We start from the raw sequence: 15,948 nt of genomic DNA, 5'->3' as shown, positions 1-15,948 counted from the left end.
TTTATTTGTGTTTTTAATTGTTATTTTTTAGCGACTCCAGAACTGCCAAAACCACCTTCTCCGCGTTCTGTTTCTTCTAAAGTGTTTACTTCTTCCCAAGTTGCGGTTTCGTATTTAGCAATAACCATTTGAGCGATTCTATCGCCATCATTGATGGTGAAATCTTCGGCCGATAAATTTACTAAAATTACTCCAATCTCTCCACGATAATCAGCGTCTATTGTTCCTGGAGTATTGAGAACGGTAATTCCGTTTTTTAGAGCAAGACCACTTCTAGGTCTTACTTGAGCTTCGTAACCTTCTGGAAGTGAAATTAATAAGCCTGTGCTGATTAATCTTCTCTCTAAAGATTTCAGCGTGATGGGTTCAGAAATATTAGCATATAAATCCATCCCCGCAGAAAGTGCAGTTTGGTATTTTGGTAAAGCGTGTTTTGATTTGTTGATTACTTTTATGGTCATCTTTTTAAAATTCTTTTGAAAATGGCTTGTTCCTTAAAGGCTACAAAACCGATGAATAATGCTAAAAATAAGTTTCCTACAAAATAATTGGTTCTAAAATAGTAAAACGAAATCATAGAAAGGGAAACCGAAATGACGAGATATAGGATTACTTTTCCCGTGTTATAAGGAATAGGATATTTTATTCTTCCCCAAATGTAAGAAATTACCATCATACTCGTAAACGTTACTAATGCAGCAGTTGCACTTGCCCAATATCCATATTCTGGAATAAAAAGAAAATTAATGAGCACTGTAATTGCTGCTCCGATGATAGAAATATATAAACCGACTCTGGTTTGGTCTGAAAGTTTGTACCAAATAGAAAGGTTAAGGTAAATGCCTAAAAATAAAGCACCTAACATCACCATCGGAATGATTTCTATTCCTTCATAATAAAGCGGATTTCTCAAATATTTTTCTGAAATCCATTGAAGATTTACCATCAATCCAATGTAAATTAAACAATTACAAATTACAAAAACGTCCATTAAAACTGCATAGGTTTTGTGATTGTTTTTATCTTTGAAACTGCTGAAAAAATATGGTTCAATTCCTAATTGATAAGCTTGTCTGAAAACCGTAATAAAAGTGGCGATTTTGTAAACAGCGCCATAAACTCCAATCTGATGGCGTGCTTCTTTATCAGGAAGTAAATATTTAAGGAATTGTCTGTCAAGCGTTTGATTTACAATTCCAGCCAAACCTGCAATCATTACTGGCCAAGAATAATTCATAATTCTTTTCCAAAGTTGAAAATCAAATTTTTTGATGCTGAAATTCACAAATTCTTTGCCTACAATCGCTAAAGTCACAATACTTTGTACCAAATTGGCAATAAAAACGTAACCTACCCCAATTTCTGGATTGTATTTTAACCCAAGAATTCCCTCTGGAAATTTAGGCAACCATTTGATGAAAAATACCACTAAAAAAAAGTAAACCAATGAACCGATTACTTTAGAAAGCATATATTGAATAGGTCTTCCTTCTAATCTTAAAACTGCTGAAGGAATAGTAGAAAACGCATCAAAAGATAAAATAAATAAGAAAATGACCAAAAAATTCACTTGGTCTGGCGTTTCGAAAACATTCGCTAATTCTTGCCTGAAAACATAACCTAAAATCAAATAAATAAATCCTACAGAAAGAATACTAAGCGCAGTAGTAGAGATTAAGGTTTTTTTGTCAATATCATCTTCTTGCGCAAAACGAAAGAATGAAGTTTCCATTCCGTGTGTTAAAAAAACCGTAATAACTCCAGCAATAGAGTACCAATCTACAAATGGTGAAGATGCAGCTGGCCCAAATGCTCGTGTAACGATAGGAGCGATAAGAAAAGGAAAAATCCTTACTAATACTGAACTTAAACCATAAATGGCGGTTTGTCCGAATAGTTTTTTATACAATTTTTTAGCGTTTTTAGAATGCAAAAATAACTATAAGATTTGGGATTTAGGATTTTAGATTTACGAATTTTTCATAAACCTTAGAATTGAACTTTTACACTTTCACAAAAACCTAAATTTCTTTGGCTTTCCTCAAAAGTTAAATTAAATTTGTAAAAATCTAAAAGTAAAATGAAAACCTTAATCAAAAACGCACAAATTGTAAATGAAGGAAAGATTTTTAAATCTGATGTATTGATTGAAAATGATTTGATTGCGAAAATTTCATCAACTATTTCCGAAGAAAATGCAGATACAATCATTAACGCTGAAGGAAAATTCCTAATTCCTGGAGTAATTGATGATCAAGTGCATTTTCGTGAACCGGGATTAACGCACAAAGGCGATATAGAAAGCGAATCAAAAGCCGCAATTGCAGGCGGAGTAACCAGTTTTATAGAACAACCGAACACCGTTCCGAATGCGGTAACGCAAGAACTTTTAGAAGAAAAATACAAAATTGCTTCGGAGAAATCTTACGCCAATTATTCCTTTTCAATGGGTGGAACCAATGATAATTTAGAAGAAGTTCTGAAAACCAATCCAAGAAATGTAGCGGCCATCAAACTTTTTTTAGGTTCTTCTACAGGGAATATGTTGGTAGATAATCCCGAAATTTTGGAAGAAATCTTCTCTCAAGTAAAAATGCCGATTTGTGTGCATTGTGAAGACGAAACAACCATCAGAAAAAATACAGAAATCTATAAAGAACAATACGGAGAAGATATTCCCGTGAAATTTCATCACTTAATCAGAAGCGAAGAAGCGTGTTATCTATCAAGTTCAAAAGCAATAGAACTCGCCAAAAAAACTGGAGCGAGATTGCATATTTATCATCTTTCTACCGCAAAAGAAATGGAGCTTTTCCGAAATGATATTCCGTTAAAAGACAAAAAAATCACCGCTGAAGTTTGTGTGCATCACCTTCATTTCACCAACGAAGATTATGAAACCAAAGGTTCTCTTATCAAATGGAATCCTGCTGTAAAAACAGAAACGGATAAAAACGGACTTTGGGAAGCACTTTTAGATGATAGAATAGATGTGATTGCAACTGATCACGCTCCGCATACTTTGGAAGAAAAATCTAACAAATATTTGAACTGTCCTTCTGGTGCGCCTTTGGTTCAATATTCTTTGCCAGTAATGTTTGAATATTTCAAAAAAGGCAAGATTTCTTTAGAAAAAGTAGTTGAAAAAATGTGTCACAATCCTGCTATTTTATTCGAAATTGAAAAAAGGGGTTATGTAAAAGAAGGTTACAAAGCAGATTTGGTAATCATTAATCCTAATGCAGAAATTACAGTTTCTAAAGAAAATATACAATCAAAATGTGGTTGGAGTCCACTAGAAAACGAGACTTTTCATTCAGAAATTACACATACTTTCGTCAATGGTTTTCTTGCTTTTGAAAATGGTAAAGTTTCTCCTGAAAAACACGGAGAAAGATTGCTTTTTGAAAGATAAAATCCCCCCTTTTCAAAAAATATGAATGTTTAAGAAACATTTTTACATTTTTTGCGTCTAATAGAAAAAAAATTAATTCAATATGATTAGAAAGCTTACGTTGGCATTTGCTGCAGTATTAGTTTCTGTAGTTGCTTTTGCCCAAAACCAGTTTCAGTGGAAAGAAGCTTCGAGTGGCGGTTACACGTATAAATATGTAACCAATGACCCTGCGAAAGCGCGCTTTTACACTTTGAAGAATGGTTTAACAGTTATTTTAAGTCCTACGAATAAGGATCCTAGAATCCAAGCGTATGTTGCCATCAAAGCAGGAAGTAAAACAGACCCTGCAACCAATACTGGTTTGGCGCATTATTTAGAGCACATGTTATTCAAAGGAACTGATAAATACGGTTCACTAGATTGGTCTAAAGAAAAAGTAGAATTAGAAAAAATTGACGCATTATACGAACAGTATAACTCTACTAAAGACGAAGTTCAAAGAAAAGCCATCTATAAAAAAATAGACTCAGTTTCTGGAGTTGCTGCAAAATATGCTATTGCAAACGAGTACGACAAAATGATGTCTGCAATGGGCGCTCAAGGAACCAATGCTTTTACAAGTTTTGAACAAACGGTTTATACAGATGACGTTCCTAGTGCTTCTTTAGATAAATATTTAGCAGTACAGTCAGAAAGATTCAGAAATCCAGTTTTGAGAATTTTCCACACTGAATTAGAAGCGGTTTACGAAGAAAAAAATAGAACGCTAGATAATGACGGAAGAAAAGTTTCTGAAACTTTATTCTCTAATCTTTTCCAAAAGCATAACTACGGTTTACAAACCACCATTGGTACAGTAGAACATCTTAAAAATCCTTCGTTAATAGAAATCAGAAAGTATTTTAATAAATATTACGTTCCTAATAATATGGGAATTATCCTTTCTGGTGACTTTAATCCAGATGAGGTAATTGCAAAAGTGGACAAAGCGTTTTCTTACATGCAACCAAAACCATTTGATAAATACACTTTCCAACCAGAAGATGCGATTAAAGCACCAATTGTAAAAGAAATTGTAGGTCCAGATGCAGAAAATTTAACCATCGGTTACAGATTGCCAGGAAATAAAGATAAAGATGCTTTATTGGCAGATTTAGTTGGTCAAATTTTAACCAACGGAAGAGCAGGTTTATTAGACTTGAACTTAGTTAAAAAACAAAAATTATTGAGAGCTTCAGCTTTCACTTATTCATTGATTGATTACGGAATTTTATATCTTTCGGCAGCGCCAACCTCTGGTCAAAGTTTAGAAGATGTAAAAGCTTTAGTATTAAATGAAATCGAAAACCTTAAAAAAGGAAATTTTGATGACCAACTTATCACTTCTATCATCAATAACATCAAGAAAAACAAAATCTACGAAACCGAAAAATATGGTGATAGAGCTAGTGTTTTGATGGATGCTTTCACTTCAGAACTAGATTGGAGAGACCAAGTTGCGTATGTAAATGATTTGTCTAAAATTAAAAAAGAAGACATCGTAGCTTTTGCCAATAAATATTTTGGTGACAATTATGTAGCTGTTTTGAAAAGAAAAGGAGAATCTCCAGCGACTGTAAAAATTGAAAAACCATCAATTACACCAGTAGAAACCAATCCAGATAAGCAATCGGCATTTGTGAAAACAATAAATGAAATGCCTGCAACTGCTGCGAAACCAGTTTTCTTAGATTACAAAAAAGATATTCAGAAATCTAAATTAGGAAAAGCAGAAGTACTTTACGTTCCGAACAAAGACAATGATATTTTCAGATTAAGCTACCGTTACAAAATCGGTTCTTTGAATGATAAAAAACAAGGTTTAGCTTCTCAATACATTCAGTTTTTAGGAACTGATAAAATGACTGCCGAAGAAATTTCTAAAGCATTCTATAAAATTGCATGTGGTTTTAATGTTTCTACAGGAGAAGAATACACTACTGTAAGTATTGAAGGTTTACAAGAAAACTTCGAAAATGCAGTGAAATTGTATGAAGAAGTGGTAAATAATGTAAAAGCAGATGACAAAGCTTTAGCTGCACTTAAAGCAAGACTAAATAAAGCTAGAAAAGATGCTAAAGCAAATAAAGGTGCTATTTTACAAGGTTTAACAAGTTATGCGCTTTATGGTTCAGAAAATAAATTCAACAATGTTTTGACCAATGAAGAACTGAATGCTGTAACTACTCAAGAATTAGTAGACAGAATTAAAAACCTAAATAATTATGAGCAAACGGTAATTTATTACGGACCAACTCCTGTTTATAACGTTGTTTCTCAGTTGAAAACATTGCACCAAGTTCCTGCAAATTTTGCAGTAGCAGCTCCAGCAAAAACTTTCAAACAAGAAGTTCCTGCTAAAAATCAAGTGCTTTTTGCAGATTATGATATGGTTCAGGCAGAAACCAGATGGATTAGAAATACAGAAACTTACAACCCAGAAAAAACGACGATGGTTAATGTGTTCAATAACTATTTCGGTGGAGGTATGGGAAGTTTAGTATTCCAAACGATTAGAGAAAGTAAAGCTTTGGCTTACAGTACTTACGGATATTATGTGCAACCACAGAAAAAAGACCAAGATTACTATTTATTAGGTTATGTAGGTTCTCAAGCAGATAAATTTAATGATGCTACGGTTGCCATGAACGAATTGCTAACCAAAATGCCAGAATTGCCTAAAAATTTAGAATTGGCTAAAAATCAAGTGAAAAAAGATATTCAGACAGAGAGAATTACTCAAGATGGTATCATTTACAACTATTTAAACGCTAAAAATTTAGGTTTAAATGATGACATTAGAAAGAAAATGTACGAAACAGTAGATAAAATTACGATGGCAGATGTTAAGAAATTCCACCAGAATTATTTCTCAGGAAAACCTTACACGTATGCTATTGTAGCTTCAGAAAAAAGAGTTTCTATGGACGATATGAAAAAACTAGGAGAAGTGAAAAAACTTTCTTTAGAAGAAATTTTCGGATACTAGAAATTTTCAAAATATTTACAGAAAAGACCGCAATTTTGCGGTCTTTTTTTGTGAATTATCTTCTTTACATAACAGATTTTTTTCACGGAATTTTATAAATGCTTACTTTTAAGCATTAATTTTAAACAAGACTTGTCATGAATATGTATACACAACCTATGCTTCAAGAGAATGCATTAAAAGATAAAGTAGCCATCGTTACTGGTGGTGGAAGTGGTTTGGGAAAAGCCATGACTAAATATTTTCTACAACTAGGAGCCAAAGTAGTGATTACTTCTAGAAATTTAGAAAAATTACAAGGAACTGCCGCAGAATTAGAAGCAGAAACTGGCGGAAAAGTACTTTGTGTTTCTTGCGATGTAAGAAATTGGGACGAAGTAGAAGTTATGAAAGAAGCTGCGATAAAAGAATTTGGTAGAATAGATATTTTGCTCAATAATGCTGCTGGAAATTTTATTTCACCCACCGAAAGATTGACGCATTCTGCTTTTGATTCTATTTTAGATATCGTTTTGAAAGGAACCAAAAACTGTACACTTTCTGTAGGAAAATATTGGATTGATAATAAAATTCCGGGAACTGTACTTAATATTGTCACCACTTATTCATGGACGGGTTCTGCTTATGTAGTTCCTTCAGCTTGTGCAAAAGCAGGAGTTTTAGCGATGACCAGAAGTTTGGCTGTAGAGTGGGCGAAATATAATATCCGTTTTAATGCAATTGCACCGGGTCCATTCCCTACAAAAGGAGCTTGGGAAAGATTATTGCCGGGAGATTTAGCCGAAAAATTTGACATGAGAAAAAAAGTACCATTGAGAAGAGTAGGAGAACATCAAGAATTGGCAAACTTAGCGGCGTATTTGGTTTCTGATTATTCTGCGTACATTAACGGAGAAGTAGTAACCATCGATGGTGGAGAATGGTTGCAAGGTGCTGGAGAATTTAATATGCTAGAACAAATTCCGCAAGAAATGTGGGATATGCTGGAAATGATGATAAAAGCAAAAAAGAAATCATAAAAATCATACTTTTTAATCCCGAAATAATTTCGGGATTTTTAATTTTAAATCCCTAATTTTATCCTTCCAAAAAATTGAGGTTTTGTGAAAAAAAAATACTTTAAATTCCTTTTATTTCTAATTCTTTGTTTTTCAGTAAGGGTAATTTCTCAAACATGCGGAGGTTCTTTCGGAGCTCCAATTTTCGTAGAAGATTTTGGGAGGGTAAATAATTCTTATCAGACGGTTTCTCCAGCGTTGGTTTCTCCAGCATTTACCAATTATATTTATTCATCAGTAATGCCACCAAGTGATGGTTATTATACGATTTCAAATACTACGGAATATTTACCTTGGGGTTGGCAAAAATCATTAGATCATACCAATGATCCGTCTGGAACTTACGGAAATATGTTGGTAGTAAATGCAGATTATACGCCGGGAGAATTTTACAGAAGACGAGTTTCTAATTTGTGCTCCAATCAAATTTATAGATTTTCTGCATGGATTTTAAACATCCATAGAGCGGGGAGTAATATGATAAAGCCTAATGTTACTTTTCAAATCAGAAGTACTACTGGAGCTATTTTAGGTTCTATTTCTACAGGTATCTTAGCTGAAGAAAATGGAGAAGTTTGGAAAAATTTTTATTTAGATTTTAGATCAGATCCTGCTTCTTCCGAAGTAGATGTGGTTTTAATTAATAATGCAGCGGGTGGAATAGGAAATGACTTGGCGATAGATGATATTAGTTTTTCACCCTGTGGTCCATCTACATTTATCACTGCTACTTTAGGAAATCTTTTCACTACTGGAGTTTGTGATAATTCACAGAGTTTTATTCTAACTGCGCAAATGAGTTCTAATACTTTTCAAAATGTAAATTTCATTTGGCAAAAAAGTACAGATGGAGGGAACACTTGGGTAAATTTAACTGGTGCAACAAGTAATCCAAATATTACCATTCCGGCAGGGAGTTATCAGAATAATGACCAATTTAGATTTATTGTAGGTGAATCTACTAATATAAACCTGACTTCTTGTAGGGTAATGTCTGGTGTTTCTACGGTTAAAATCAATGGATATCCTAACGCACCAAGCAATAGAAGTTTTAGTTTTTGTAAAAATTCTACCGCAACTCTCACGATTCCAGAAAATAATATACTTTGGTATACTTCTGCAACTGGTGGAATCGGAAGTATAAATACTCCTATTATTGATACTTCTGTGGTTGGAATTAAAGATTTTTGGATTACTCAAACGGTTAATGGATGTGAAAGCGCAAGAGCGAAAATTACAGTTAATATTCTTGATAATCCTTCGGCTCCTGTCGTTTCAAGTTATGAATTTTGTCAAAATTCCACTGCCTCATCTTTGTCAGCAGTCGGAACTGATTTGAAATGGTATACTAGTTCAACAGGAGGTATTGGAAATACAATCGCTCCAATTCCTAATACTTCAATTGCTGGAGATTTTTCTTTTTGGGTTACACAGACGGTAAATGGTTGTGAAAGTGAAAGGGCAGAAGTAAAAGTTAAAATTCTACAAGCTCCATTTTCCACTGTTTTAAAAGATACTTCTATTTGTGATGGAGAAAATATTGTTTTAGATGTCGGAACTGGTTTTATTGCAGAATGGCAAACAATTCCACCAGTTGTGAGTCAGACGCTACAGGTTTCAAGTCCAGGAAAATATTCGGTAAAACTTACTGATAGTAAAGGTTGTGTAGCTATTCAAACAGTTGATATAACTCCTGGAATTACTCCGATAATTACTCAAGTGAAAAGTGGCGAGGATTTTCTAGAAATTTTAGCAGAAAATGGTAATCCACCATATTTATATTCTTTAGATAATGTAAATTGGCAAACTTCTAATATTTTTAAAAATTTGGATGCTGGGATTTATCAGATTTATGTAAAATCTCAAAGCAATAGTTGTACAGCGGTTGCTACTTCGGCGGTACTTTTTATTCCAAATGCTTTTACACCTAATCATGATGGTTATAATGATGTATGGCGCGTTTCTAATATTGAGTTTTTCTCTAAAGTGAAACTTAAAATATTTGATAAATTCGGCAATCAAGTTTTTATGGCGGAAGATGTTTTAAAATTCAATTGGAATGGATTATATAATGGTAGATTATTGCCTTCGGGAACTTATTGGTATGTTATGGAAATTGATGGACATTATACCAGAACGGGGTGGATTCTTCTTAAAAATAGATAAAATAAGAAAGCCGAATCAACGATTCGGCTTTTCTCATTAATGTATAGGATTTTATAAGTTTCTTAAACCTGCTCTTGCTCCACCTGCAGCTACTACAGCTTGCATTCTGTCTCTTTGACCAGCAGAGAACATATACATTGCAGAATCATATACATAATCCATGTAGTTCATGAACATTACAGATCTTTGTACACCACCACAAGTGTTGTATAGTGGATAAGTTGGTGAACCGCCGTTAGAACCAGTTTGAGTAGGAGTGTCAGCTACGAAATCGTTTCCACAAGTAGCATCTCCCCAAATGTGACGAAGATTTAAGTAGTGACCTACTTCGTGAGTTGCAGTTCTACCTAAGTTATAAGGAGCAGAAGCGCCAGTTACACCTACGAATGGAGCAGCTAATACTACACCATCATTCCATTGACCAGCAGATTCTGGGAATGTAGCATATCCTAATATTGAAGACATATCTCCTACTACCCAAATGTTGAAGTATTGTGTTGGGTCTGTAGCGTCAATTCCTCCTGATGAAGCTTTTTTCATAGCGTCATTAGTTCTCCAAGATCTTGTTTTAGTAGATTTTCTTACTGTTTTTACCAATCTAAATCTTACTTTAGTATCACCAGCAGCTACTGAAGCAAATTCAGCAGGGATTTTATTAACATCAGAGTTAGTTGCTCCGAAGTCTTTGTTAAGAACGTTGATTTGTTCTGCGATTCTAGCATCAGAAAGATTTTCTGCTGTAGTTCTGTATAATAAATTTACAACTACAGGGATTTCAACTGTTCCATCAGCTAATACTCTTCCTAATTTTTTAGCTTGAATGAATTTTTCAGTTCCCGCTTCAATTGCAGCATATCTTGCTCTTGCTTTTGCGTCATTTTTAAGTAATTCTGCTCTGATTTCTTCAGATGGACAAGATTTTCTAGATGCAGTTGCTGTTCTAGCGTTTGTGTCTTCTGTTAAGTTTGCAGTTTCCTCTGTTGTGTTACATGCTGCTAACATACCTAGCGCTATAACTCCGAATAGTAATTTCTTCATATCAAATTAATTTTTAATAAAATTGTTTTTTTAATTCACAGCTGCGAATATATAGAGTTGAAATTTAGTGTGCAATATTTTTTTTTAAATTTTTTTAAAAAAGTGTTGATTTTTATTTGATAGATAGGTTTTTTCTTTGATGATTGAGTATTAAATTAACTTAATTCTTTATGAATTTATTAATTTTATTAGGTTTTTTTTTATTGCTGATTTTGTAATTTTGGTGTGAAATGAGAGAAATTTTTTATTTTTCAGATAATTTCTTTGAAAAGTTCTCAAAATAGAAAAATCCGCCTGAAAAAATTCCAGACGGACCTCCTATGAAAAACTTAAATGGTAAGTTATATATGAAAAATATGAATGTTATTTTTCAACTGGTCGAAAAACCAGTCCGCTTTCTTCGAAATAATCTAAAGTGATTCTGTCTCCATCATTTATCTTTCCTGCGAGAATTTCTTTAGATAATCTGTTCAGAACTTCTTGTTGAAGAACTCTTTTTAATGGTCTTGCTCCAAAAATTGGGTCGTAACCTTTGTTGGTTAGATATTTTAAAGCGTCTTCAGTCGCAGTTAAGATGATGTTTCTCTTTTCTAGCATTTGATTAAAGCCTCTTAATTGGAAATTAACGATTTTACCAATTTCTGATTTGCTTAATGGTTGGAAAAGTACCACTTCATCTATTCTGTTTAAAAATTCCGGACGAAGAGATTGTTTCAATAATCCGAAAACTTCTTCTTTGGTTGCTTCTAAAGTTTCAGAATCGATATTGTCATCTTTGTCACGCTGTGCAGCGTCAAAACGTTCCTGAATAATATGCGAACCAAGGTTGGAAGTCATAATAATGATAGAATTTTTAAAATTCACTACTCTTCCTTTGTTATCGGTTAATCTTCCATCGTCTAAAACTTGTAAAAGCGTGTTGAAAACATCTGGATGCGCCTTTTCTATCTCGTCCAAAAGCACTACAGAATAAGGTCTTCTTCTTACGGCTTCGGTTAATTGTCCGCCTTCATCATAACCTACGTAACCTGGAGGCGCACCAACTAATCTAGAAACAGAGTGTCTTTCTTGATATTCACTCATGTCAATTCTGGTCATGTTGTTCTCATCGTCAAATAAGAATTCTGCCAAAGCTTTTGCCAATTCTGTTTTTCCAACACCAGTGGTTCCTAAGAAAAGGAAGCTTCCGATAGGTTTTTTCTCGTCATTTAATCCAGCTCTATTTCTTCTAATGGCGTTTGCAACTGCGGAAATCGCTTCTTCCTGACCTACCACTCTATGGTGGAGTTCGGTTTCTAGATTTAATAATTTTTCTCTTTCAGATTGAAGGAGTTTGGTAACTGGGATTCCAGTCCATTTTGCAATCACTTCTGAAATGTTTTCAGCGGTTACTTCTTCTTTGATGAGCTCGTTTTGATGATTTTGCATTTCGAGTTCTAATTTTTTCAAATCTTCCTCTTTTTCTCTAAGTTTACCGTATTGTATTTCGGCAACTTTTGCGTAATCACCAACTCTAGACGCTCTTTCTGCTTCTAATTTCAGAGATTCTATTTCTTTTTTAATGGCAGTTAAATCTTCAGATTTTTGTTTTTCGCCAAGCCATTTTGCATGAATTTCGTTTCTTTGTTCCTGAATTTTCGCAATGTCTTCTTTTAAGTGATTGATTTTCAATTCATTTTTCTCTCTAGAAATTGCTGCAAGTTCTATTTCTAACTGCATTAGTTTTCTGTCAAGAATATCGAGTTCTTCAGGCTTAGAATTGATTTCCATTCTTAGTTTTGCTGAAGCTTCATCAATCAAGTCGATGGCTTTATCTGGTAAAAATCTGTCTGAAATATATCTTTGAGACATTTCTACGGCAGCAATAATGGCTTCGTCTTTTATTCTTACTTTGTGGTGTGCTTCGTACTTGTCTTTAATTCCTCTCAAGATAGAAATCGCAGATTCTGTGTCTGGTTCTTCTACCATTACTTTTTGGAAACGTCTTTCTAAAGCTTTATCTTTTTCAAAATATTTTTGATATTCGTTCAACGTAGTTGCTCCAACTGCTCTAAGTTCCCCTCTTGCTAATGCAGGTTTCAAAATATTAGCGGCGTCCATTGCGCCTTCTCCACCACCAGCTCCTACTAAAGTGTGAATTTCATCGATGAAGAGAATGATTTGTCCATCGCTTTTAATGACTTCATTCACTACAGATTTCAAACGCTCCTCGAATTCACCTTTGTATTTTGCGCCAGCAATTAATGCACCCATATCTAGAGAATAAATGGTTTTGTCCATTAAATTTTCTGGAACGTCACCTGAAATAATTCTATGGGCAATTCCTTCTGCAATTGCGGTTTTACCAACACCAGGTTCACCGATAAGAATCGGGTTGTTTTTGGTTCTTCTTGATAAAATTTGTAAAACTCTTCTTATTTCTTCGTCTCTACCAATTACAGGGTCTAGTTTTCCTTCTGCTGCGAGTTCGTTGAAGTTTTTAGCATATTTATTTAAACTTTGATAAGTTTCTTCTGAACTTGCCGAAGTTGCTTTGCTTCCTTTTCTCAATTCTTTGATAGCGGCTTCTAATGAATTTTTAGTCACTCCAAAATCTTTTAAAATTTTAGAAACTTCAGAATTTACCTCTAAAAGTGAAAGCCAAAGATGCTCAATGGTTACATATTCATCGCCCATTTTTTTGGCAACATTCGGTGCGTCTAAAAGAATTTTATTGGCGTTTTGAGAAAGGTAAATGTTTCCACCTTCTACTCTAGGTAGTTTTTCTAAGGCTTCACGGTTTTTTTCTCTAATAAGATTAAGGTCTGCTTCTGATTTTTTCATTAAGAATGCAGAGATGTTTTCATCTACTTGAAGAATTCCTTCTAATAAATGTTGAGGTTCAATGCTTTGATGGCCAAAATCAAGCGCAATTTGTTGTGCTTTTTGAATGGCTTCTTGTGATTTTGTGGTATATTGGTTTAAGTTCATATTAATGGTTTTGATTGGTATGCATCAAAATGTATTCTAAAGTTATTTTTAGGTCAAAATTTCCTGATTTCTGTAATTTCTTAAAATTTTAATGACAAAATTTCTGAATTTTATATATTATTGAGTTTGGATGTTGACATTGTTTCTGGTTTCTGGTTAGGTGTTTGATAAATATAAGTCATAATTTTTATTTGTTTTATTATATAATGTTAATTTTTTTATAAAATTTATATTGTATATTTGTTAAAAACACAAATACTAATGAAAAATCTCACTCCGAGACAACAAGAAATACTTAATGTAGCTCTTGAATTGTTCTATAAAAGAGGTTTTGCAGATACCTCTATGAGAGACATAGCAGAAGTGATGAATGTAAAAGCTGCCTCACTTTATGCACACATTAAATCTAAAGAAGAAATTATGGAATGGATTAGCGAGGATGTTTCTAACAGATTTCTGAAGAGATATAACGACCTTAAAAATCCTAGCCTATCTGCTTTTGAAAAAGTTAGAATCTTAGTCATCAATCATCTTACCGAAATGTATAATAATGTAAAGATGTTCGATGTTTTTTTTACCAATATTTATAGATTAAAAGTAGATTTTAAAGAACAACATAAATATTTAGAAAGAATTAATGCTTACAAAGATCTTGCAGAAAAAGTGATTAGAGAATATTTGCTTACTTTGGGTTTAGCAGATGACGAAAATTTAATGTTGACCACCAAGTTTTCCCTCAATGTCCTGAATAACGTTTACCGATACATTCCCGAAGAAAATTTTGATTTAGAAAAGCATATTCGTTTTCTTCAAAATGTTTTACTCTATGGCGTGATTGGTAAAAAATAAATTTATCTTTTATTTTTCGCATAAAATATTATATTTGTTGACATCGGGTTACTCCCGAAGAAATGAATTGATATGAACCATTTTTATACATTAAAAGTAGCTAAAATTCAGAAGGTTACAGATGGAGCAGTGAGAGTTACCTTCGAAATACCTTCTTCTATACAAGATAAATTTAAATTTAAACAAGGGCAATATCTTAACCTCAAGTTTAATTTCGGTGAAGAAGAGTTTCGCCGTTCGTATTCTATCATAGATGCACCTTCCGAAAATTCTCAAACGCTTTCCATTTTAGTTAAACAGATGGAAAATGGTACTATTTCTACCTATCTTAATCAAAATCTTAAAGAAAATGACGAGGTAGAAGTGCAACAACCTATGGGAAATTTCTGTACCAATTACCACGCTTCTAATCAAAAAAATTATATAGGAATAGCAGCAGGAAGCGGTATTTCTCCGGTTTTGTCTAATCTCAAAGAAGCATTGTTTCAAGAACCAAATGCTAAAGTTTTATTGTTTTTTGGCAATAAAAACTCTCAAAATATTTTGCTCAAAGAAGAATTAGATGCTTTGAAAGAGCAATTTCCAGAGAGATTTCAAGTTACGCATGTTTTGAGTAGAGAGCCACAAGAAGATACTCTTTTTGAAGGAAGAATCACGACTGAAAAGTTAGGCCAACTTTTAGATAAAAATTCCGAAATAAAACCAGAAGATTCTACGTTTTTTATTTGTGGACCAACCGAAATGATTAAGTCCACTTCGGATTTTTTGAAAAAAGAAAGAAAAGTTCCTGCATTGCAGGTTTTATATGAATATTTCTCTGCTCCAGATGATGAAGATAATGCAGAAATGAGCGAGGAATTCAAGAAAATCCCTAATTTAGAAAGTTTTGTAACGTTAATTATAGATGATGATGAGTATTCTATTCATCTCAATTCTAAAAAAGAAAGCATTTTAGATAAAGCATTGAAAGAAAACTTACCAGTTCCGTTTGCTTGTAAAGGCGGTGTTTGTTGCACCTGCAAGGCTCAAGTGATGGAAGGTGAGGTTTTTATGGAAAAAAACTTTGCGCTTACCGAAGACGAAGTCGCAAGAGGTTTTGTATTAACTTGTCAGTGTCACCCTACTACCAATATTGTGATGCTGAATTATGATGTATAATTCATTCTAAAAAATTTAAAAAAATGGTCAATTGGAAATTCGCAAAAGCCATCGATGAAAACGAAGAGTTTAAAATAAATGGCACAAACATTTGGAACCATTATTGGCATTGTGTCAACAAAAAAGTAGAAGTAAAAGGACCTTATGAAGGGCAAGTTTACTTTTTCAAAGAGTATGAAATTACTAACGGAGACCAAAAAATAAACTTCGTGGCAGGAGAATTTGTAAATTCTAAAGTAGGGATTTATATAAAAGACGATTTAAGCGACGGAAAATTATGATTT

At 33.4% G+C, this 15,948-nt stretch carries 11 protein-coding genes; 7 read left to right on the top strand and 4 right to left on the bottom strand.

Annotated elements, in window-relative coordinates:
• Nucleotides 1–20: 20 nt before the first annotated feature.
• Together dut and EB819_RS09500 are read right to left on the bottom strand one after the other, a co-directional pair.
• A complete protein-coding gene (gene dut, locus EB819_RS09505; RefSeq protein WP_069800633.1) occupies nucleotides 21–461 on the bottom strand; it encodes a dUTP diphosphatase in 441 nt (146 codons plus the stop codon).
• Nucleotides 458–1,909 carry a lipopolysaccharide biosynthesis protein gene (locus EB819_RS09500; protein WP_069800636.1) on the bottom strand — a complete coding sequence of 484 codons (1,452 nt, stop codon included), beginning with the start codon at nucleotides 1,907–1,909 and terminating at the stop codon, nucleotides 458–460. Before EB819_RS09500 ends, dut begins: the two co-directional genes overlap by 4 nt.
• 171 nt (nucleotides 1,910–2,080) lie before the next feature.
• Here EB819_RS09500 and EB819_RS09495 point away from each other — a divergent pair, with 171 nt between their 5' ends.
• The 4 genes from EB819_RS09495 to EB819_RS09480 all read left to right on the top strand — a co-directional run bounded on the left by EB819_RS09495 (nucleotide 2,081) and on the right by EB819_RS09480 (nucleotide 9,649).
• The gene (locus EB819_RS09495; protein WP_069800637.1) at nucleotides 2,081–3,415 is read left to right on the top strand and encodes a dihydroorotase; all 1,335 of its coding nucleotides are present in this window, start codon (nucleotides 2,081–2,083) and stop codon (nucleotides 3,413–3,415) included.
• 82 nt (nucleotides 3,416–3,497) lie between these two features.
• A complete protein-coding gene (locus EB819_RS09490) occupies nucleotides 3,498–6,425 on the top strand; it encodes a M16 family metallopeptidase (RefSeq protein ID WP_069800639.1) in 2,928 nt (975 codons plus the stop codon).
• Nucleotides 6,426–6,562: 137 nt separating this feature from the next.
• Entirely contained in the window at nucleotides 6,563–7,444 is an 882-nt protein-coding gene (locus EB819_RS09485) for an SDR family oxidoreductase (RefSeq protein ID WP_069800641.1), read from the top strand.
• A gap of 84 nt (nucleotides 7,445–7,528) precedes the next feature.
• Complete coding sequence (locus EB819_RS09480) at nucleotides 7,529–9,649, top strand: T9SS type B sorting domain-containing protein (protein ID WP_069800643.1); 2,121 nt, start codon at nucleotides 7,529–7,531, stop codon at nucleotides 9,647–9,649.
• A gap of 51 nt (nucleotides 9,650–9,700) precedes the next feature.
• Here EB819_RS09480 and EB819_RS09475 read toward each other — a convergent pair whose 3' ends face one another.
• Together EB819_RS09475 and clpB are read right to left on the bottom strand one after the other, a co-directional pair.
• Nucleotides 9,701–10,687: a zinc metalloprotease gene (locus tag EB819_RS09475; RefSeq protein ID WP_069800645.1), complete on the bottom strand. Its 987-nt coding sequence runs from the start codon at nucleotides 10,685–10,687 to the stop codon at nucleotides 9,701–9,703.
• A 363-nt stretch (nucleotides 10,688–11,050) separates the two neighbouring features.
• Nucleotides 11,051–13,657: an ATP-dependent chaperone ClpB gene (clpB, locus tag EB819_RS09470; protein WP_069800647.1), complete on the bottom strand. Its 2,607-nt coding sequence runs from the start codon at nucleotides 13,655–13,657 to the stop codon at nucleotides 11,051–11,053.
• A gap of 261 nt (nucleotides 13,658–13,918) precedes the next feature.
• On the opposite strand from clpB, the gene EB819_RS09465 reads away from it, so the two are divergent.
• The 3 genes from EB819_RS09465 to EB819_RS09455 all read left to right on the top strand — a co-directional run bounded on the left by EB819_RS09465 (nucleotide 13,919) and on the right by EB819_RS09455 (nucleotide 15,945).
• A complete protein-coding gene (locus EB819_RS09465) occupies nucleotides 13,919–14,506 on the top strand; it encodes a TetR/AcrR family transcriptional regulator (RefSeq protein WP_069800649.1) in 588 nt (195 codons plus the stop codon).
• 72 nt (nucleotides 14,507–14,578) lie between these two features.
• Nucleotides 14,579–15,664 (top strand): 2Fe-2S iron-sulfur cluster-binding protein, encoded by a 1,086-nt coding sequence (locus EB819_RS09460; protein WP_069800651.1) that lies wholly within the window; start codon nucleotides 14,579–14,581, stop codon nucleotides 15,662–15,664.
• A gap of 23 nt (nucleotides 15,665–15,687) precedes the next feature.
• Nucleotides 15,688–15,945: a hypothetical protein gene (locus tag EB819_RS09455; protein ID WP_069800653.1), complete on the top strand. Its 258-nt coding sequence runs from the start codon at nucleotides 15,688–15,690 to the stop codon at nucleotides 15,943–15,945.
• The last annotated feature ends 3 nt before the right edge of the window (nucleotides 15,946–15,948 follow it).

The sequence above is a fragment of the Cloacibacterium normanense genome, from assembly GCF_003860565.1.
In the GTDB taxonomy this organism is placed as follows: domain Bacteria; phylum Bacteroidota; class Bacteroidia; order Flavobacteriales; family Weeksellaceae; genus Cloacibacterium; species Cloacibacterium normanense.
This window is presented reverse-complemented; position numbering and strand designations above follow the sequence as displayed.